The organism is Candidatus Pelagibacter sp. PS_02 (genome assembly GCF_059418065.1).
Genome location: NZ_CM182079.1, coordinates 368,684 through 387,246, shown reverse-complemented (window position 1 = coordinate 387,246; position 18,563 = coordinate 368,684). Strand labels below are relative to the sequence as shown.

The 18,563-nt window shown below is 32.0% G+C and carries 20 protein-coding genes; 8 read left to right on the top strand and 12 right to left on the bottom strand.

What is annotated here, in order from left to right; translation table 11 throughout:
• Positions 1-80: 80 nt before the first annotated feature.
• The 3 genes from AC5SL4_RS02070 to AC5SL4_RS02060 are packed head-to-tail and all read left to right on the top strand — an operon-like array spanning position 81 to position 3,822.
• Positions 81-878: an ATP-binding cassette domain-containing protein gene (locus AC5SL4_RS02070; protein WP_011281960.1), complete on the top strand. Its 798-nt coding sequence runs from the start codon at positions 81-83 to the stop codon at positions 876-878.
• Position 879: 1 nt separating this feature from the next.
• Positions 880-2,793 (top strand): ABC transporter permease, encoded by a 1,914-nt coding sequence (locus AC5SL4_RS02065; RefSeq protein WP_011281959.1) that lies wholly within the window; start codon positions 880-882, stop codon positions 2,791-2,793.
• Positions 2,794-2,811: 18 nt separating this feature from the next.
• Positions 2,812-3,822 (top strand): Ldh family oxidoreductase, encoded by a 1,011-nt coding sequence (locus AC5SL4_RS02060; RefSeq protein WP_271479879.1) that lies wholly within the window; start codon positions 2,812-2,814, stop codon positions 3,820-3,822.
• Here AC5SL4_RS02060 and AC5SL4_RS02055 read toward each other — a convergent pair whose 3' ends face one another.
• Positions 3,823-4,965 carry an epoxide hydrolase family protein gene (locus AC5SL4_RS02055; RefSeq protein ID WP_020169285.1) on the bottom strand — a complete coding sequence of 381 codons (1,143 nt, stop codon included), beginning with the start codon at positions 4,963-4,965 and terminating at the stop codon, positions 3,823-3,825.
• A gap of 49 nt (positions 4,966-5,014) precedes the next feature.
• Here AC5SL4_RS02055 and AC5SL4_RS02050 point away from each other — a divergent pair, with 49 nt between their 5' ends.
• Together AC5SL4_RS02050 and hisD are read left to right on the top strand one after the other, a co-directional pair.
• On the top strand, positions 5,015-5,926 hold the full coding sequence (locus tag AC5SL4_RS02050; protein WP_006997117.1) for a bifunctional enoyl-CoA hydratase/phosphate acetyltransferase: 912 nt from the start codon (positions 5,015-5,017) through the stop codon (positions 5,924-5,926).
• 62 nt (positions 5,927-5,988) lie between these two features.
• The gene (hisD, locus tag AC5SL4_RS02045; RefSeq protein ID WP_011281955.1) at positions 5,989-7,275 is read left to right on the top strand and encodes a histidinol dehydrogenase; all 1,287 of its coding nucleotides are present in this window, start codon (positions 5,989-5,991) and stop codon (positions 7,273-7,275) included.
• Between the two features lies 1 nt (position 7,276).
• On the opposite strand, the gene AC5SL4_RS02040 is transcribed toward hisD, so the two are convergent.
• The 11 genes from AC5SL4_RS02040 to AC5SL4_RS01990 all read right to left on the bottom strand — a co-directional run bounded on the left by AC5SL4_RS02040 (position 7,277) and on the right by AC5SL4_RS01990 (position 16,660).
• Positions 7,277-7,882, bottom strand: a complete 606-nt coding sequence (locus AC5SL4_RS02040; RefSeq protein ID WP_006997119.1) for a LysE/ArgO family amino acid transporter — start codon at positions 7,880-7,882, stop codon at positions 7,277-7,279.
• Positions 7,883-7,891: 9 nt separating this feature from the next.
• Positions 7,892-9,397, bottom strand: a complete 1,506-nt coding sequence (locus AC5SL4_RS02035) for an ABC transporter permease (protein WP_018414002.1) — start codon at positions 9,395-9,397, stop codon at positions 7,892-7,894.
• Positions 9,390-10,439: a quaternary amine ABC transporter ATP-binding protein gene (locus tag AC5SL4_RS02030; protein ID WP_020169282.1), complete on the bottom strand. Its 1,050-nt coding sequence runs from the start codon at positions 10,437-10,439 to the stop codon at positions 9,390-9,392. The genes AC5SL4_RS02035 and AC5SL4_RS02030 overlap by 8 nt, the downstream gene beginning before the upstream one ends.
• Before the next feature lie 82 nt (positions 10,440-10,521).
• Entirely contained in the window at positions 10,522-11,484 is a 963-nt protein-coding gene (locus AC5SL4_RS02025) for an ABC transporter substrate-binding protein (RefSeq protein WP_006997122.1), read from the bottom strand.
• A gap of 101 nt (positions 11,485-11,585) precedes the next feature.
• Positions 11,586-13,067 carry an aldehyde dehydrogenase gene (locus AC5SL4_RS02020; RefSeq protein ID WP_494587503.1) on the bottom strand — a complete coding sequence of 494 codons (1,482 nt, stop codon included), beginning with the start codon at positions 13,065-13,067 and terminating at the stop codon, positions 11,586-11,588.
• Positions 13,068-13,109: 42 nt separating this feature from the next.
• Positions 13,110-14,063, bottom strand: a complete 954-nt coding sequence (locus tag AC5SL4_RS02015; protein ID WP_027306624.1) for a hypothetical protein — start codon at positions 14,061-14,063, stop codon at positions 13,110-13,112.
• A gap of 6 nt (positions 14,064-14,069) precedes the next feature.
• Positions 14,070-14,795 (bottom strand): hypothetical protein, encoded by a 726-nt coding sequence (locus tag AC5SL4_RS02010; protein ID WP_027306625.1) that lies wholly within the window; start codon positions 14,793-14,795, stop codon positions 14,070-14,072.
• Positions 14,796-14,797: 2 nt separating this feature from the next.
• Positions 14,798-15,673, bottom strand: coding sequence for an inverse autotransporter beta domain-containing protein (locus AC5SL4_RS02005; RefSeq protein ID WP_027306626.1), 876 nt, complete (start codon positions 15,671-15,673; stop codon positions 14,798-14,800).
• A 98-nt stretch (positions 15,674-15,771) separates the two neighbouring features.
• The gene (locus AC5SL4_RS02000; RefSeq protein WP_494574253.1) at positions 15,772-15,903 is read right to left on the bottom strand and encodes a hypothetical protein; all 132 of its coding nucleotides are present in this window, start codon (positions 15,901-15,903) and stop codon (positions 15,772-15,774) included.
• A gap of 17 nt (positions 15,904-15,920) precedes the next feature.
• Positions 15,921-16,241: a hypothetical protein gene (locus AC5SL4_RS01995; protein ID WP_494587502.1), complete on the bottom strand. Its 321-nt coding sequence runs from the start codon at positions 16,239-16,241 to the stop codon at positions 15,921-15,923.
• A gap of 8 nt (positions 16,242-16,249) precedes the next feature.
• Positions 16,250-16,660 carry a VOC family protein gene (locus tag AC5SL4_RS01990; protein WP_011281947.1) on the bottom strand — a complete coding sequence of 137 codons (411 nt, stop codon included), beginning with the start codon at positions 16,658-16,660 and terminating at the stop codon, positions 16,250-16,252.
• A gap of 75 nt (positions 16,661-16,735) precedes the next feature.
• On the opposite strand from AC5SL4_RS01990, the gene epsC reads away from it, so the two are divergent.
• Genes epsC through AC5SL4_RS01975 form a run of 3 tightly spaced genes read left to right on the top strand, consistent with a single transcriptional unit; the run spans position 16,736 to position 18,542 of the window.
• Entirely contained in the window at positions 16,736-17,314 is a 579-nt protein-coding gene (epsC, locus tag AC5SL4_RS01985) for a serine O-acetyltransferase EpsC (protein ID WP_494587501.1), read from the top strand.
• A complete protein-coding gene (locus AC5SL4_RS01980) occupies positions 17,314-18,318 on the top strand; it encodes a cysteine synthase A (protein WP_027306629.1) in 1,005 nt (334 codons plus the stop codon). The genes epsC and AC5SL4_RS01980 overlap by 1 nt, the downstream gene beginning before the upstream one ends.
• Positions 18,319-18,332: 14 nt before the next feature.
• Complete coding sequence (locus AC5SL4_RS01975; protein ID WP_027306630.1) at positions 18,333-18,542, top strand: hypothetical protein; 210 nt, start codon at positions 18,333-18,335, stop codon at positions 18,540-18,542.
• Positions 18,543-18,563 lie beyond the last annotated feature (21 nt).

Below are 18,563 nucleotides of genomic sequence, written 5' to 3'. Positions count from 1 at the left end.
AGTTAAATAAATTTAAATAGGCGCCAATTTAATAAATTGGTGCCTATTTTTTTAAAAAAATTCTAATATAGTATTGTCTTATGAGTGATTTAATTTCTCAGAATTTAAACATGATCTTTAAAACTCCTAAAGGAGAAACAGTTCATGCATTAAAAGATGTAAACTTTACACTTAAAAAAGGTGAACTTTTAACTGTTCTTGGTCCTTCAGGATGTGGAAAAACAACTCTACTAAATATTACCGCTGGTTTTCTAAGACCCACTTCGGGCGCTATTGCTCTTAATGGTAATGAAATAGATGGTCCTGGTGTTGAACGAGGAATGGTTTTTCAACAAGGTGCTTTATTTGAATGGCTAACTGTTGCAGAGAATGTTGATTTTGGTTTGAGAATGAAAAAAGAAGACCCAGTTAAAACTGCAAAAAAAGTTGAAGAGTGGTTAAATATAGTAGGTCTACAAGGTTTTGGTAACACGCCTACTTATCAATTATCTGGAGGTATGCAGCAAAGGGTTGCTCTTGCTAGATGCTTGATTAATGACCCTGATCTAATTTTAATGGATGAACCATTAGGTGCATTAGATGCATTAACAAGAGAGAAGATGCAGTCTTTAGTTTTAAAAATTTGGAAAGAAACAGGAAAAACAATTATTTTAATCACCCACTCAGTTGAAGAAGCTTTACTACTAGGTGAAAGATTGTATGTAATGGCACCAAGACCAGGTCGTATCCATAAAGAATATAATCTTCCTTTTGCATCAATGGGTATTGATGGTGATTTAAGAGAGATAAAAAAAACACCTAACTTTGTAAGCACTAGAGAAGAAATTCTAACTATGATTTGGAATATGGAAGAAGAAATTATGGGTAAAGATATTTAGTATGCTAACAGGTATTATAACATTCGTAGTAATTTTTGCAGTTATTGGATCTATTTTGTATGGAAGAAAATTAGCAAAAACTGAAAAATTAGATGCTGTATTTGGTAATCCTGAAAGAGCTAAAGGTGGAGTTCATTGGGTTATTGTTGGTAGTAGTTTTTTACTATTAACTTGGCTTTACTATTCTTGGGATATGGCGAAATCATTTTATCCCCAGTCTGCAAATGAACTTTGTCAGGTTGCAAAAGTAAACGACTCTTTACTTTCGTTAAAATATTTATTTCCAATTGAAGAACGTGAATTTAAGAGTACTTCAATAATCAAAGGTGAAAACAAAAATATACAAAAACTAGCTAATGAAATTAAAAATTCACCCAATATAAGAGAGCAAGACAAAACTACTCTTTTAAAATTTATTGCAAAAACTCAACAATCAATTCCATTGTTAACCAATATTGACCTTTTAGAAGAAGAAACAAAAAGTCAAATTCGAGATTTAACAAATAGAATTACTTGGTTAACAGAAGATTTTCAAAAAATAAGCTATCCACCAATTAAAAGTATTGAAGAAGAGAACGCAAGAATTGAAGCTTTAAAAAAACAAGGGAAATGGGGAGCCTCTGCAACCGCTGTAGAAAATACAGTTGAAATACCAACTATTCCTGAAACAAAAATGGGTTTAAAATTTGATGCAGCTGCAAAAGAATTAACTCTTATTAGTAATGACTTTTTCAAAATAAGAAATCATAACTATAAATATAAACAGTTAATGAAAGAGATTAAGGATGAGATTAAAGCTTATCGATCTAGTTTAGATAATACCCAAGAAGTAGCTTCTGCATTAGCAAAAGATGTTTTAAAAATTGCTCGAAGAATCGAATACGCAAGTATTTTCCCACCTAATACTCTTGATGATATGCAAAAATCAATAATAGAGTTTGATGAAGTTCAAAAGAAAGAACAAGGTGTTTTAAGACTAGTTGATATTTTTTTATTTCCTGCTGGTACAATTGTTTCAAGTGGACCAAATTGTTCTGAACAAGGATCTGGAAGATGGTTACCAAAACCGTCTGATACCTTTAATAAATTTGTGCTACTCCTTAAACCCAGTATTGGATTTAAAAACGTACCTCTAATTTGGTATGAAATGATGGATGTAAGTAAAATAGTTGGTTTTATATTACCTGATTGGATTGCAGATGCTATGCCTGGGGCATATCCAATTCATAATGCTGATGGAACTGTTACTCCAAACTTTAAGAGTAAAGTCTTAAGTGTTGTTACAGGTGAGTTTAAATTATTTAAGATACCAGTTCCGATGGGTCATATCTGGGATTCTTTTTTAAGAGTTCTCCTAGGTTTAGTACTTGGAATTATTTTTGGTGTACCACTAGGATTATTTATGGGTTTAAACAGATTTGCTAAAGGATTTTTTGATCCATTAATTGAACTATATAGACCGGTACCCCCATTAGCTTGGGCTCCTCTAGTTATTACTGTATTTGGAATTGATAATGTTGGGAAAGTTTTCTTATTATTTATGGTTTCATTTTCAATTATGATCATCTCTGCTAGAGCAGGAGCTGCTGGTACGCAGTTGTCTAAAATTCATGCTTCACACTCACTTGGTGCATCTAAATGGCAAATATTAAGACATGTAATATTTCCAAACTCATTACCAGAAATTTTAACAGGGGTTAGAGTTGCTGTTGGAATGTGTTGGGGAACTTTGGTTGCAGCTGAATTTTTAGCCGGTACTACAGGTATTGGATTTGTTGAAAACGTTGCTAAAAAATACTTCCAATATGAAGTTATTTGGATAACTATTTTTGTAATGGGTATGTTAGGTTTATTATTTGATGTTGCTTTAAGAAAAATAATTGACAAAACAATTCCATGGCATGGTAAAGGTTAATCAAACTTTTATTAAACTATGAAATCTTCGAAATTAAAAAGAATTATTAAAGATATCTTTATTAAGTATAAATTAAACAAAGATCATGCCACTATTTGTGCTGAAGCCTTAATCAATGCAGAATTAGTTGGTGCTCCATCACATGGTTTATCTAGACTTAAGATGTACTGTGACCGTATTTCTAAAAAAGTTATTAATCCAAAAGCTAAAATTAAAGTTAAAAAAATTTCTCAATCCATTGCCCATGTTGATGGTAACAATAGTATTGGCTTTGTTGCAGCAGATACCGCTATTAAAACTGCTATAAACAATGCTAAGAAAACTGGAATTGGCTTAGTTGCAGTTAAGAATAGTGGTCATTATGGTTTATCTGGTTATTACGCAGAGCAAGCAGTTAAAAAAGGTTTAATGGTAATGGTATTTACTAATGCACCTCCAGCAGTTGCACCTCATGGGGCTTTAAAAAGTTTATTTGGAACAAACCCTATTTGTTTTGGAACACCTACTGGATCAAAGGTTCCTTTTATTTTAGATACTTCAATCTCAATGATTAATAGAGGAAAAATTAGAGTTGCAGCAAGAGAAGGAACTAAAATTCCTGAGGGAGTTGCTTTAGATAAATTTGGTAAACCAACAACGGATCCTAAAAAAGCATTAGAGGGTGTTCAATTACCAATAGCTGGTTTTAGGGGTTCTGGATTAGCTTGGATGGTTGATATTTTAAGTGGTGTATTAACAGGTGGTAATCATGCAGGTAGAGTTAAAGATCCATTTACTGATTTTAGTGGTCCACAAAATATTGGTCACCTATTTTTTGTTTTAAAGCCTAATTTATTTGTAGGAAATTCTTTCAATAAAAGAATAAAAGACAATATCAAAACTATAAAAAAACTACCTAAGATAAAAGGTGTTAAAGAAATTCTTTACCCAGGACAAAGTAAGTTTAATAGGTTTAAAAGTAATCTTAAAAAAGAAATTAATATTTCAAAAGCTGTTTTAAAAGACTTGGAATATTTACAAAGTATCTAACTATCGTACAGATCTTGAAAACTTTACAAGATCATTAACAAGAAGTTCAGGTTCCTCAAGGGCTGCAAAATGTCCACCCCTCGGCATCTCTGTCCATTGAGTAATATTAAACATTCTATCTACATAAGATTTTGGTGGCCACTCAGACATTTCTGCTGGAAAAATTGCTGCAGCTGTTGGAATTTCTATTTTTTTAAAATCTTTAGGAAAAAAACGTCCACCCTCTTCTCTTCTTCCGTAATAAATCCAAGTAGCTGTGTTGAAAGTTTTTGTAACTACATAAACCATAATATTAGCTAAGAGTGTATCTTTTGAATAAACACTTTCAATATTGTTATCTTTTAAATCAGACCATGAGTACATTTTTTCAATAATCCATGCTGCAATTCCAACAGGACTGTCCATCATTCCATAACTTAAAGTTTGAGGTTTAGTTGCTTGTTGAGTTCTATATCCATCCTGCATTGTTTGGTCTGTATTAAATCTTTGTTGCCATTCTTCCTCTTGTTTTGTTTGTGGACCATCAGGGTGGCGCATTGTTAAACAATTAATGTGAATTGCCTTACATGATTTTGAATGATCATAACCAATCCAGTTTGCAATAGTTGCTCCCCAATCACCTCCTTGTGCTAAATATTTTTTATAACCAAGGTTTTCTGTCATCAATTTATTTAAAGTATTGGCTATTTTTCTTGGTCCCATGGGTCTTGAAGGTCTCCCAGAAAAACCAAAACCAGGTAATGATGGGACCACTACATCAAAGGCATCGTCAATGTTTCCACCAAATTTTTCAGGGTGTGCAAGTCTTTCTATAATATGTAAAAACTCAATTACCGATCCAGGCCATCCATGCATAAGAAGTAAAGGTGTTGGGTTGGACCCACTTCCCTTTTCATGAATAAAATGTATTTCGATATCATCTACAATAGTTGTGAAATTTGGAAATTGATTTATTTCTGCCTCATGTTTTCTCCAATCAAAATCTTTAATCCAATAATTTGAGATCTCTTTCATATAATCAAGATTACTTCCATATTTCCAGCCACCATCATCTGGCATTTCATGCCATGGGTAATTTTTTACTTTAGTGTATATTTCTTGAAGTACTTTATCGGGAATATCTAATTTAAAAGGCTTAATCATTATCAATTTACAGTATATACTTTTTAAAAATTCAGACTAAATATACCTCATGCTTTCAAATAAAGAAATTGTTTGTCCTAATAACCTTCTGGATCATGCACATAAGAAAAAAGGTGTTAATGCTGCAATCGTAAATGCAGGGTTGCCTTTACCAATGCTTTCAGTTCAAGATGCTGTTAATGAAAATTTAATAACACCTATCTTTATAGGGAATAAAAAAGAAATTCTTAAATGTGCTGAAGATTTAAAATGGGATATTTCAAAATTTGAAATCATTGATGAACCTATTGAAAATAATACTGCTGCTATTGCTGCAAAACTTGCTAGCCAAGATAAAGTAAAAATTATTGTTAAGGGTCATATTCATACAGATGTCTTAATGAAAGAAATTTTAAAAAGAGATTACAATTTACTTGGTAAAACTAGACTTAGTCACATATGGCATATGACAAATACTAAAGACGGCAAGCCACTTATAATTACTGATGGTGCTTTAAATGTTTTACCCAACGTAAAAACAAAAATGCATATTTTAAGAAATGTAATTGATTTTTCAAACCGTATAGGAATTGAAAGGCCCAAAATTGCAGTTCTATCAGCAACAGAAGAAATTTTAGATAGTGTACCAAGCTCTATCGATGCAGATGAAATTACAAAACTTGCAAAAGAAGAAAATTTAAATGCTGATGTTTTTGGTCCCTTGGCATTTGATAATAGTATTTCAAAAAAATCTGCCGCTATAAAAGGTGTTAAAAATATTGTAGCTGGTAATGCAGATGTATTGCTAGTTCCAAGTGTTGAAACCGGAAATAGTTTGGTTAAAATGATGATTTATTTTATGGGAGCTTGTGCAGCTGGTGTAGTAGTAGGTGGTAAAGTTCCAATAGTAATTACTAGTAGATCTGATGAAGCACAAGCTAGATTAGCCTCTATTGCTGCAGCTGTTGTTGCTTTAGACTAATTCTTCATTGAAATAATGACATTAATGTTTTAAATAAAGCTTCAAAATTAGAGAGGGAAACAATGGCTATAACGTACTTAAAAAAATCACCAAAAACATCGTCAACAGACGATACTAAAACAACTGGAATTGTTCAGGATTTATTAAAAAATATCGAAACTACAAAAGAACAAGGTTGTATCGATCTTACAAAAAAATTTGATAAGTACGATGGAGAAATCATCGTTTCTAAAGAAAGAATTGAAGAAATTAAAAAAACATTAGATCAAAAAACAAAAGATGATGTTCAATTTTCATATGAAAGAGTTAGAAAATTTGCTGAAGCTCAATTAAAAAATTATGGTCAAGATTTTGAAGTAGAGCTTTCTGATGGACTTTTTGCTGGTCAAAAATTAATACCTGTAAATACTGCTGGATGTTATGTACCAGGAGGTCGTTATGCACACATTGCATCAGCTGTTATGAGTGTAACAACAGCAAAGGTTGCTGGTGTAAAAAACGTTATTGCCTGTAGTCCTCCAAAAGAAGGAGTGGGTGCACATCCAACAATTATTTATACCGCAGATCTTTGTGGTGCTGATGTAATTTTAAATTTAGGTGGTGTTCCTGCAATTGCAGCAATGACTAATGGCTTATTTAATAACCCTCCTGCAGACATTATCGTTGGTCCTGGAAATCAATTTGTTGCTGAAGCTAAAAGAATTTTATTTGGAAAAGTGGGTATTGACTTGTTTGCTGGTCCTACTGAGATTGGAATTATTGCTGACGCTAAAGCTGACCCTGAGATAGTTGCTGTAGATTTAGTGGGTCAAGCTGAGCATGGTTATAATTCACCTTGTTGGTTATACACAACGAGTAAAGAGCTTGCAGAAAAAGTAATGAAAAGAGTTCCAGAATTAATTGCTGAACTACCAGAAGTTCCAAGAACAAACGCAGATGCAGCGTGGAGAGATTATGGTGAAGTTATCCTTTGTGATACTGATGAAGAAATGGCAACTATTAGTGATGAGTATGCTCCAGAACACTTAGAAGTTCAGACAGAAAATTTAGAGTGGTTTCACAAAAGACTTACAAACTATGGTTCTTTATTTATTGGAGAAGAAACAACTGTTGCTTATGGAGATAAATGTTCAGGAACTAATCATATACTTCCAACTAAAGGTGCGGGAAGATATACGGGTGGATTATTCGTTGGTAAGTTTGTTAAAACTTTAAGTTTTCAAAGAATGACAAAAGAATCTACTGAATTAGTTGGTGCTGCAGCTGCAAGAATTTCTAGATATGAAGGAATGGAAGCACATGCAAGAACAGGCGACGTTAGGCTTAAAAAGTACGGTTATTCTAGTTAAATTATATAATTTCCATTAGCACTGTTAAAGCCAAAATAGACATAAAAAGAATAATCAAATAATTTATTCTTTTCCACACTGTTGCACTTTTAAGATATTTAGAAAAATATTTTGAAAGATATCCTATTATAAAAAAAAATAGGAATGAAGAAATGGCTGCCCCAGCACCAAAGTAATACTTATCCACTTGACTAAGGCTTTTAGAGAAGTTTCCAAGGAAAAACACAGTGTCTGAATAAACGTGTGGATTAAGAAAAGTAAAACCTAAAGTTTTAACTACAATGTTAGATAAATTATTAGTTTTACTATCCACATCAAATGAAGTTTCTGAAACTTTAGTTTTAATTTTTCCCCAAATAAAATGTAATAAAAATATTAAAAGTAAAATATTAAAAACTAACTCAATAGTTGGAGTAAAAAAATGATTTAGATACTGAAATAAAAAAATTCCTAAAAAAATTAATAAAAAGTCTGAAATTGAACAAATTAAACATACAATAAAAATATATTGTTTTTTTAAGCCTTGTTCTATGACAAATATATTTTGAGCACCTATTGCAAGAATTAAACTTAACCCAGTTAAAAAACCTAATATTAAATAATCCATTAAGTTTTATTAAACTCTTTTTTTACCCTGAACAACCCTATCAAGTATTAATGCAACAAATAAAATAGCTATACCCGCAAGTATACCTTGTCCAACATTAGCATATTGCAATGCCTCAAGAACATCTTGACCTAAACCTTTTGCACCAATTAGGGATGCTACAACTACCATGGCTAAACTTAACATTACTGTTTGGTTCACACCTGCTAAAATTGAAGGTGTAGCTAGTGGCAGATCTACTTTTCTCAGCAAATACCATTTAGTTGCACCGTATGCGATAGCAGCTTCTCGAATTGTTTCTGGCACTCCACGTAACCCTAAAACTGTAAGTCTTACAACAGGTGTACCACCAAAAATCATTGTAATAATTACTGCTGCAACCTTTCCAGTTCCAAAAAACGCTATTACTGGAATCATAAATACAAAAGCTGGCATTGTTTGCATGAAATCCATTATCGGTCTAATTAATGAATAAAATCTTTGTCGTCTTGCACAGAAAATTCCAAGCGGAATTCCTATTGCTATACTTAAAACTGCAGCAGTTCCTAATAAAGCAAGTGTGGTCATTGCTTTAACCCAGAAACCTAAAAAACCCATGTAACATAAAAATCCTGTAGAATAAATTGCAGCCCTGGGTCCTGCTGATAACCCAGTTAAAGTTACAATTGCAGTTATAATTACAATCCAAGGAGTTTTAACAAACAATAATTCTAAGAAATCTAATACGGACCTAATACCAATTGTTATAGCTGTAAAAATTAAATCTCCTTTAACAACGGCATAATCAAAAACAATTTCTATCCATTTAATTGAAAATAATCTTATTTCAGGATGTGTTGGGAACGTATCCATTATCTGAAGTAAGCCCGGAAAACTGTAATGGATAACTGTAAAAATCATTATAACAGTGGTAAAAACACCACTTAAAATGTAATTTTTCATCTGCATCCCTGGATGAATAGATTTATCGGATAACCATTCAGAATATTTCTTTTCTAAAATTGAATTTGCCAAAACACCCTGAACAATTTTAACTCCTATCAATAAAATAAAACCAAAAATTGCTATCCAAATTGCTGAAGCTTCTATTCTCGTAATTTCATCTAAATAACCTTGCATAGCATCCTCTAAGGATTTTATGTTTCTTTCAAAGACATCAATTTTGTCTGGATTATTTTCTATCGCAGCTTCTAATTGTTTATTTCTAAAGGCTATAGTGCCTTTTACTTGTTCAACTTTAGCAATGGCCTCTGCCGTAATATTACCAAATAAACCTCTGATTATTTGTACTACTGAAAAAGTTTCAATAATTAAAAAAGCTAAAGTCCAATTCCAAATATTACGCATTCCAAACCAAATTGGTCCAAATATGAATGCAAATAAATTAAATGAAAATGAGTAAGTAGGCTTGCTACCAATTTTTTTAAACTCTTTAATATAATAGTCTGGATTACTTTTTACAAAGTCAGTAATTAATTCATCTCTTGATGGGTTTCTGTTTGCTTTATTATCCATCACTGCCCTCTACAACAGCTTTTAATAAGTCTGCCTGTGTTATTATACCAATATTTTTATTTTCATTATTAATTACTAATATCGGCTCATCCTTAATAGAGGATTTTTCTATCAACTTATTTAGTAAATCATTTTCATGAACGCTTTCTAAATTTTTTGATATTAATCCAAATTCTTTTTCAAATTTATCAACAGGCTGCATAATAGATTTTGCTTGAATAATTTTTAATCTAGATATTCCTTTTACAAAATCAGCAACATAATCATCTGCTGGTTTCATTACTATTTCTTCTGGTGTTCCTATTTGGATAACTTTTCCATCTCTCATGATAGCAATTCTATGACCCACTCTTACTGCTTCATCTAAATCATGAGTTATAAATACTGTAGTCTTTTTCATTTGTTTTGAAAGTTTGATAAATTCTGCTTGAAGCTGTCTTCTTATTAATGGGTCTAGTGCACTAAAAGGTTCATCCATTAATAAAACATCAGGATCCGCTGCTAAAGCTCTAGCTAATCCTACTCTTTGTTGCATTCCACCTGAAAGTTCATGGGCAAATTTATTTCCCCAACCTTGAAGTTCCACAATATCTAAAATCTTATTAGCAGCATCCAATCTATCATTTTTACTAATACCTCTTATTTCAAGCGGCATTGCTATATTGTCTAAAACTGATCGGTGAGGCATTAGAGCAAAGTTTTGAAAAACCATGCCTATCTTTTTATTCCTTAAATCTTGTAAACTTTTTGGATCAAACTTCATTACATCTTCATTATCGATCAAAATTTGTCCTGAAGTAGGTTCTAGTAATCTATTAATATGTCTCACTAAAGTGGATTTACCACTTCCTGAAAGACCCATTACACAGAATATTTCTCCTTTTTTAACGTCAAAAGAGACATCTGATACACCAATTACTGAATTATATTTTTCTAAAGCTTCTTGTTTTGAAATACGATTATTTTGAATGGCATTTAATGCTTCCACAGAAGTGTTGCCAAAAATCTTCCAAACATTTTTTATTTCTATAGCTGAGTCCATCAAGTCCGTTCGAAAATTTAATAATTTTTTAAAGAAATATACCCGGCAACAAATTTGGTTGCCGGGTAAAATTTAGTTTAACTTAAAGGCCTAACCAACCATCAACTTTAGACTTATTGTTTTTCATCCATGTTCTAGCAACATCAGCTGGATCTTTTTTCTCAACTGAAATTTGAAAAGCCATTAATGAAACATCGTCTGCTGACAATTGAAAGTTCTTAAAGAAATCAACAATCGCTGGTGACTTTGCTTCTAAAGAAGTTCCCCAACCGATTTGGATTTGCTTAAGAGCATCTTTTGATGCAACATAAGATTTTTTGTACCAATCAGCATCTTCTTTAGGCTGAACCATTTTGTATTTTGCTTCATCGAACTTAGGTTCAGTTAACATAACTACATCAGCCATTCCCCAAATTGCATGTGGCTTGTAACAATAAAATGCATAACCTTCACCTTTTTTAATAGAGTCAAGCACTCTTGCATTTTTTACAGCTTCAGCAGCTCTGATTGCTTCAATGCCTGCATCGTATAAACCGTAATCTCTAAGTTTTACTTGGTTTACATTTGCAGAAGCCCATCCATCAGCACCAATCCAAAACTCACCTTTACCATTTCCGTCACTGTCCATTGCTTTAACAACTTCTGGTCTAGCTAAGTCTTCAATTGCTGTAATATTCATTTTTTTAGCAAATTGTTGAGACACACAATATCCTTGGTTTCCTTCATAAGGTTTTGAACTTAACTTAAGAGTTCCTTTAGGAACTAGATCGTTAGTATAAGCCTGTTGATTAGGTAGCCAGATATCAGGGTGAACTTCTATCTCACCTTTGCTTCTATCAATTGCTGCGTAGATTGCAGTATTATTTCCTGGAACTAATTCTGCTTCTCCACCCATTTTGTCATTAACAACTGCTGCTAATAAATTTGCAATAGCTGTTGCACCTGTCCAACCTGGATCTCCAATTTTAACTTTCTCAGCAAATGTTGAAAAAGTAGCAAATAAAGAAATCAAACCAGCTACAAGTGTAGTTTTTATTATTTTCATTATATCCCTCTCGATTAATTTAAAAAAACTAGCATAACTTAAAACTTTTGAGCAAGTCAAAGAAAATTATCTACTTATAATCCCTAATATTATTTATCTTTTTATGAATGACTAATCCAAATAGTCTTGGTTTGAAGGTATTGGTCCAGAGCTTCTGTACCTTGATCTCTACTTAAAGATCCAGATTGTCTGTATCCACCAAAGGGCGTTTTAATATCTCCTTCAGAAAAAGTATTAACAGAGACAGTTCCACAAGGTAAACTTTTTGCCATATGAAAAGCTCTATCAATATCTTGAGTAAAAACACTTGCGTGCAATCCATACTTTGAATTACTTGCAATTTTTAAAGCTTCTTCATCGCTATTAATTGTAAGAACTCCTAAAACTGGTCCAAAAATTTCTTCTTGAGCAATTGTCATGTTCTCTTTTAAATCATCAAATAGAGTTGGTTTTGCAAAAAATCCTTTTTGATCTTTACTTGAAACTCCTCCAAATAATAATTTGGCACCTTCATCAACTCCTTTTTGAATGTACCCATCAACAGTTGCTAGATGTTTTTTAGAAATCATTGATCCCATATTAGAGCTTGGATCTAATGGATCTCCAGCTTTAAGAGCTTTTACTTTTTTGGAAACTTTATCTAAAAATTCATCTTTAACTTTAGTGTGAATTATTTGCCTCATATTTGCAGAGCAGTTCTGTCCACCATTCCAAAAGGCAGAATTAATTGCATTATCAATTAAATTATCTGTAATCTTTGCATCTTCTAAAACGATGAACGGACTTTTACCACCCATCTCTAAACCAATTGTCTTTAAATTACTTTCACCAGAATATTTCATGAATAGTCCACCTACTTCTGTTGAGCCAGTAAATGAAACTGCATCAACATCATCATGTCTACCAAGTGCTTCACCAACATCACCAAAGCCAGGTAATACATTTAAAACTCCATCTGGAATACCTGCTTCTTTTGCAATTTGAGCAACTCTAATTGCTGTTAAAGGTGTATCTTCTGCTGGTTTAATTATAACAGAGCATCCTGCAGCTAATGCTGGTGCCATTTTCCAAACTGCCATCATTAAAGGGAAATTCCAAGGAACAACTCCTGCAACAACACCTATGGGTTCTTTAACAATTAAACTAGTTAGTGATGGTTCTGTTGGTCCAACTTTACCAAATACTTTATCTATTAATTCTCCATACCACTGAAAATGCATTGGCGCGTCATTTGCAACTTCATTAATACAATCTCCAATTAATTTTCCAGTATCCACACATTCAAGAACTGAATTTTCTTCACCAGTTTGTCTTAATAATTCTGCAAATTTCAGTAAGACATCTTTCCTAAACTCTGGAGATGTTCTGGACCAAATTCCACTATTAAAAGCTTTTCTTGAAACTTTAACTGCTAAATCAACATCTTTATGATTACATTTTGAAACTGCACAAAGGACTTCGCCTGTTGCAGGGTTTATATTTTCAAATTTTTCGCCATCAATGGCATCTACATATTTACCATCAATAAAGGCTCTACCTTCAAATTTTAGATTTTGAGAAATTTTTTTATAGTCGATTGTCATTTAAGATTTAAAGCTAATATCTTAAGTGTGCTAAAGCAAGATTTATTTCATCTCACCAAAGAAACCAAACTTTTTACCAGACTTTGCAAATTTTCCTGTCCAGTCTCTCCAATTACAAGTTGGTGCAATTCTATTTTTATACCACTTGTTAGATTTTTCAGCTTTCTTCATTATTTTAACTAACTTAGGGTGAGTGTATTTTCCAAGATTTCTTTCACACATTATCTCATAAGGATTGTATGGATCTTCTGAGGTTGGTGTTAGATAAACGCTATCTATAAGCTGAGGACATCCTTCAATATTATGGGTATATAAATTTTTATTTAACTTAGTTCCACTACTAAGCATATGATTATCACCACCATTTGAATGATTTGAATAATGAATTTTTCCCATGCCTTTAATACATTTAATTCCCATTAATTGAGTATGCAAAATCTCATGAAGGTTAATATTTAAAAAATCTTTTTCATGTTTCATTACATCTCCAGATCTACCATTACTTTTAACAAATATTCCACCTATTCCAACACCAGCATCTCCACCATGATTTCCTCTATCAACATCGGTCCATAGGAAATATGTTTTCTTTTTATTGTTAAAACCACCAACTTGATTGAAATAATGACCCATTTGAGTGTTAACACTTTTATCTTGTAATTCTTTCCAGTTTTTACTGGTTCTAATAAATGTGATATCTAGTTTTCCATCTTTTCTGTAATCATATCTGTATTTTTTACCTACCCCACCTGAACCCTTATTTGCTTTTGTAGCTTCAAACATTGTATTGTTTACTTTTTCTAAAATACTTTCCATGCTACCATTTATATCTAGCTCTCTGTCTTCACCATCAGATGGCAGTAAATAAATAAAGTGTATTTGATGGTCATCTGTTACATCAGGCTGGTCTTCAAAAAACCTTCCAGGTTTTTCGTCTGCTGCAAAAGTTAAATTAGAAAAAAAGAAGGTTAAAAAGAATACTAATAATTTTTTCAAAGAAAATTACTGACCTTGAACTGTTAGAGTTACTGTAGGTGGTGCAGCTTGAAGTCCAGCATCAGTACAACTTGCATCATCAACTTCATTTACGGCAACTGAAGTGTCAAATGCTACAAAAACTGTAGGGCTTGATCCAGCAACAGGAGTGTAAGGTGATGTTAAAATTTGTCTTGATCTAAAATGTGTATCAGTTGTTCTTACAGTTGCTAATGTAGCCAATGAACTACCGTCAGCATTTGATCCCTCCATCATAGAATAATTTGTAGTATCCTGCGTAAAGTGCGGAACATATAATATTGCAGAGCCCGCTGTACCAGTATGACCAACTGCTGCACCTCCTGCAGAACCACCTAAAGACCCGTTTATACCTGCTTTAGTTTTACAATTTCCTGCAGTTCCTGTTATCGTCATTGCTCTTGACATGGTTGTTTGAATATACGTATAAGTTTTTCCTAATGTAGCTTTTCCAAAATCTGCAACTGTTGCTGCTGTTACTCCAGCTTCTACTGAAGCTATGTCGGCTGTTGCACCATTACCAGTTGTTATATTTATAGGGTTTAAACAATTAGATATTGTGCTTCCAGTTTCACATAATTCAACTTTAGTCATTGTTATTATATATTCTGTTGCAGCTCCTTTAACATTTTCTGCTGCATATAAATTATTCGTAAAGATTAAACAAAAAATAATAATAAATATTTTTGAAATTAAATTTTTAATCATATTCATAATTATTTTTTAGTCATGACGACTGATCCTTGAATTTCCATTACTAATTTATTTCTTCTTCTAACTTTTTCTTTTAATTTTTGTTCCATGTTGCTTTTTTCATACATGTCATTTGATAAGCCGTCAGACATCACCATAGATTTTTCTTTTGGTGGATAAATATAATTAATACTTAAAGAAGTTTCATCATCCACACCATTTAGTGAAGATTTGTCTAAACTTGCAACAACTTCTACTGAGTTTGTTACATCTAGTTCTAGAGAATAAATATTACCTTTTTGATCAGCAGATCCTTTTTCAGCTTCCCATTTATAACCATTATAATTAATTCTAGCCCATGGTGCTCTTGGAATTTGAGATGTTAAGTTAAAATCCCAACCAGATAAAACTTGCTCTCTATCACCATTAACAACTTCAGAGTTTGAAATTTTTGTATAGCTATTTGCACTTAAATCTAAAATTGAACCTTTAGCTTCAATACCAAGGCCTAATCTGTCTTGACCATCTGTCAAATCTCTATCGTAGAAAGTATTTGCGCCAAACATAAAATTTTTATCTTCAGATAGTTTTCTATAACCTAAGCCTATGTTTCCAATAATTCTTCCAGAGCTATTTATCTCTTGGTTCATTAAGCTAAATTGAGTAAAAAAATTAGAATTATCTGTGGCTTCAATATCTCTTACCCCTAATATTGAAAAGTTAAGTTGATCCTCATCACCATCATTATAATCTAAAGATACTTCAGTAATTCCTTCTCCTGGGATTAAATTTGATATTTTTTCAGATACTTTATTTAAAGCTTGAGAGGCTACATCTGCATTAGCTACAGTTGTGATTATTAAACAGAGTGATGTTAAAAATATTTTTATAAATTTCATTAAAAGAATTATTATAAAAATAAAAAAAGATTGATATTAAAAAAAAACCCAGTTTAGGTTTTATAGACCCAAAATAGGTTTTATAGGTATTACAAATATTAGAAATTTAAAACTTTTTCTAAAGTGTTATTTTTTTTTAGATTTTTTAGAAATTTTGAAAGAGTTTTTAATTCAATTTCAGCAAAAGGTTTCATTATTTCTTCGGTTTTGTTTGTTGGTAAAAGACCCATTTTAGTTGAATGACTTATTAATTTTTTTTTTTTAAAATTTCTATTTTTCTTCTAACAGTTTCTTTTGGTAAATTTAAAATATTTGCTACAGCATAAATTGTTAACTTACGTGCTATATAAAACTCCTCTATTTTTGATGTTCTTAAATTTTCCCATACAGCTTCCCAATCTGATCCTAACTTATCACTATGTTTTAAATAATGGGCCCCCATAACAGAAAGTATCATGAAAGAATCGTAATCAATTCCTAACATCTTTTTTAATTGTTGGAATTGGTCTGTTCGAAAATTTATTAAATGATATAAAATTTCACTGTATGCAGCTACTTTTTTTGTCATTTAAAAGTTTAGCCAGGATTTGCAGTTAATGTTTTGATCTCTAAAATATTTTCATTAGGATCTTTTACAAAGAAAGTTTCTTGCTCATATTTTGTTCCTTTAAATCTTAAATAAGGCTCATCATAATATTTAGTATTTTTTTCTCTTAGTCTACTTTTAAGAGCATCAAAATTTTCTCTAGATAAATGTACACCGAAATGAGGAACAGAAACGTTACCCATATCAACATCATGTCTTTCGCTTTCAAGTTTATGCTCGCTTGCGTGAAGAGTTAATTCATTTCCCCAAAAATCTACATCTGCCCATTCTTGAGCCGAGTTATCTAATCGGCACCCTAATATTTCACTGTAAAAATGTTTTGCTTTCTCTAAATCGCCACAAGGTATTGCTAAATGAAAACAGTTGGTATTTTTGTACATGGATTTTCCTCTTTAAATTGCTTATTTAAAGCTTATATAAAGCAATATAAAATTATAATCAACACTAGCAAAAAAATGAACGACTTTTTACAATCTATAATTGACAGAGACCCTGCGGCAAAATCTAAAATAAGTTTAATTTTAACTTACCCTGGTGTTAAAGCAGTTTTTTTTCATAGAATTGCTAATTTTTTTCAACTAGCCAAATTTTATTTGGTTGCAAGAATGATTTCTCAACTCTCTAGGTTTTTTACTGGAATAGAAATTCATCCAGGAGCTAAGATTGGAAAAAATTTATTTATTGACCATGGTATGGGTGTTGTAATCGGTGAGACTTCAGAAATTGGAAACAATGTAACTATTTATCATATGGCAACATTAGGTGGTATTGCTCCAAGTATTAATTCAAATAATCAAAGACAAGTTAAGAGACACCCAACATTAAGCGACTGCGTGGTCGTTGGTTCTGGTGCACAAATATTAGGCCCTGTAATGGTCGGTGCTAATGCTAAAATTGGAGCTAACGCCGTTGTTACTAAAGATGTTCCTGAAAATGCAGTAATGGTTGGAATACCTGCTAAAAATGTTGGAACAGCGACTGAAGAATTTAAACCTTATGCTGTAGAAGAGGTAGATAAAAATACTTCAAACTAATGAAAAATATTCAAGACAACTTTATTTCTGGAATTGGTAATACTCCTTTAATCAAACTTAGAGCTGCATCAGAGATTACTGGTTGTAATATTTATGGTAAAGCAGAATTTATGAACCCTGGTGGTTCTGTAAAAGACAGAGCGGCACTTGCTTTAATTAGAGATGCAGAGACCAAAAAATTAATTTCCAAAGGTGGAACAATAGTTGAAGGTACTGCTGGTAATACTGGTATTGGCTTATGTCTACTTGGTAACTCACTTGGATATAAAACAATCATTGTAATGAATGATAACCAAACCCAAGAAAAAAAAGATCTTCTTAGAAACATTGGTGCTGATTTAAGATTAGTTCCAGCTAAACCTTATAAGGATGATGCAAACTTTGTAAAAGTTGCAGCAAAGCTTGCTGACGAATTAAGACCGTCAAATAACAATGGAGTTGTTTGGGCTAACCAATTTGACAATGTTGCAAATGCTAAGGGTCATTATGAAACAACAGGACAAGAGATTTGGGATCAAACTGAAGGTAAAGTTGATGGATTTGTATGTTCATCTGGAACAGGTGGAACAATTTCAGGAGTAAGTAATGCTCTTAAAGAAAAGAATAAGGATATTAAAATATTTCTATCTGATCCAAAAGGATCTGCTCTTTATAATTATATAAAAAATGGTGAATTAAAATCTGAAGGTGGTTCAATTACTGAAGGAATTGGCTCAAGTAGAGTAACAAAGAATTTTGAAAATGCTAAAATTGATGATGCTTATTCAATTGATGACCATGAAGCACTACCAATACTTTATGATCTAATTCAAAATGAAGGTTTAAGCCTTGGTACTAGTTGTGGAATTAATATTGCTGGTGCAATTAGATTAGGTAAAGAGCTTGGTCCTGGAAAAACTATTGTAACAATTCTTTGTGATAAAAGTGAAAAGTACGCTACTAAAATGTTTAACAAATCTTTTCTTGAAGAAAAAGGATTACCTTTTCCTAATTGGATTGATTAAATTTAAATAAAATTATGACTGGTCAAAGACGTTGGTTAAAAATTTGGGCAAGAACAGTTGGGATGCCCATAGGTATTAATGACAAAGACAAACCTGAATTTTTACCTATAAAACAAAACGATGTTAAAAAAGCATTAGCCTTTAGAACATTTTGGATTCTACTTCATGTCCTAACTTGCCTATTGATTATAGCTGGTAATGGTCGCGTAATGGGTTGGTGGTAATATCTAAATAATTATATACCT

Coding starts and splice junctions, on each gene's coding strand:
- AC5SL4_RS02070 (WP_011281960.1), top strand. CDS start 81: ATGAGTGATTTAATTTCTCAGAATTTAAACATGATCTTTAAAACTCCT.
- AC5SL4_RS02065 (WP_011281959.1), top strand. CDS start 880: ATGCTAACAGGTATTATAACATTCGTAGTAATTTTTGCAGTTATTGGA.
- AC5SL4_RS02060 (WP_271479879.1), top strand. CDS start 2,812: ATGAAATCTTCGAAATTAAAAAGAATTATTAAAGATATCTTTATTAAG.
- AC5SL4_RS02055 (WP_020169285.1), bottom strand. CDS start 4,965: ATGATTAAGCCTTTTAAATTAGATATTCCCGATAAAGTACTTCAAGAA.
- AC5SL4_RS02050 (WP_006997117.1), top strand. CDS start 5,015: ATGCTTTCAAATAAAGAAATTGTTTGTCCTAATAACCTTCTGGATCAT.
- hisD (WP_011281955.1), top strand. CDS start 5,989: ATGGCTATAACGTACTTAAAAAAATCACCAAAAACATCGTCAACAGAC.
- AC5SL4_RS02040 (WP_006997119.1), bottom strand. CDS start 7,882: ATGGATTATTTAATATTAGGTTTTTTAACTGGGTTAAGTTTAATTCTT.
- AC5SL4_RS02035 (WP_018414002.1), bottom strand. CDS start 9,397: ATGGATAATAAAGCAAACAGAAACCCATCAAGAGATGAATTAATTACT.
- AC5SL4_RS02030 (WP_020169282.1), bottom strand. CDS start 10,439: ATGGACTCAGCTATAGAAATAAAAAATGTTTGGAAGATTTTTGGCAAC.
- AC5SL4_RS02025 (WP_006997122.1), bottom strand. CDS start 11,484: ATGAAAATAATAAAAACTACACTTGTAGCTGGTTTGATTTCTTTATTT.
- AC5SL4_RS02020 (WP_494587503.1), bottom strand. CDS start 13,067: ATGACAATCGACTATAAAAAAATTTCTCAAAATCTAAAATTTGAAGGT.
- AC5SL4_RS02010 (WP_027306625.1), bottom strand. CDS start 14,795: ATGAATATGATTAAAAATTTAATTTCAAAAATATTTATTATTATTTTT.
- AC5SL4_RS02005 (WP_027306626.1), bottom strand. CDS start 15,673: ATGAAATTTATAAAAATATTTTTAACATCACTCTGTTTAATAATCACA.
- AC5SL4_RS02000 (WP_494574253.1), bottom strand. CDS start 15,903: ATGGGTCTTTTACCAACAAACAAAACCGAAGAAATAATGAAACCTTTT.
- AC5SL4_RS01995 (WP_494587502.1), bottom strand. CDS start 16,241: ATGACAAAAAAAGTAGCTGCATACAGTGAAATTTTATATCATTTAATA.
- AC5SL4_RS01990 (WP_011281947.1), bottom strand. CDS start 16,660: ATGTACAAAAATACCAACTGTTTTCATTTAGCAATACCTTGTGGCGAT.
- epsC (WP_494587501.1), top strand. CDS start 16,736: ATGAACGACTTTTTACAATCTATAATTGACAGAGACCCTGCGGCAAAA.
- AC5SL4_RS01980 (WP_027306629.1), top strand. CDS start 17,314: ATGAAAAATATTCAAGACAACTTTATTTCTGGAATTGGTAATACTCCT.
- AC5SL4_RS01975 (WP_027306630.1), top strand. CDS start 18,333: ATGACTGGTCAAAGACGTTGGTTAAAAATTTGGGCAAGAACAGTTGGG.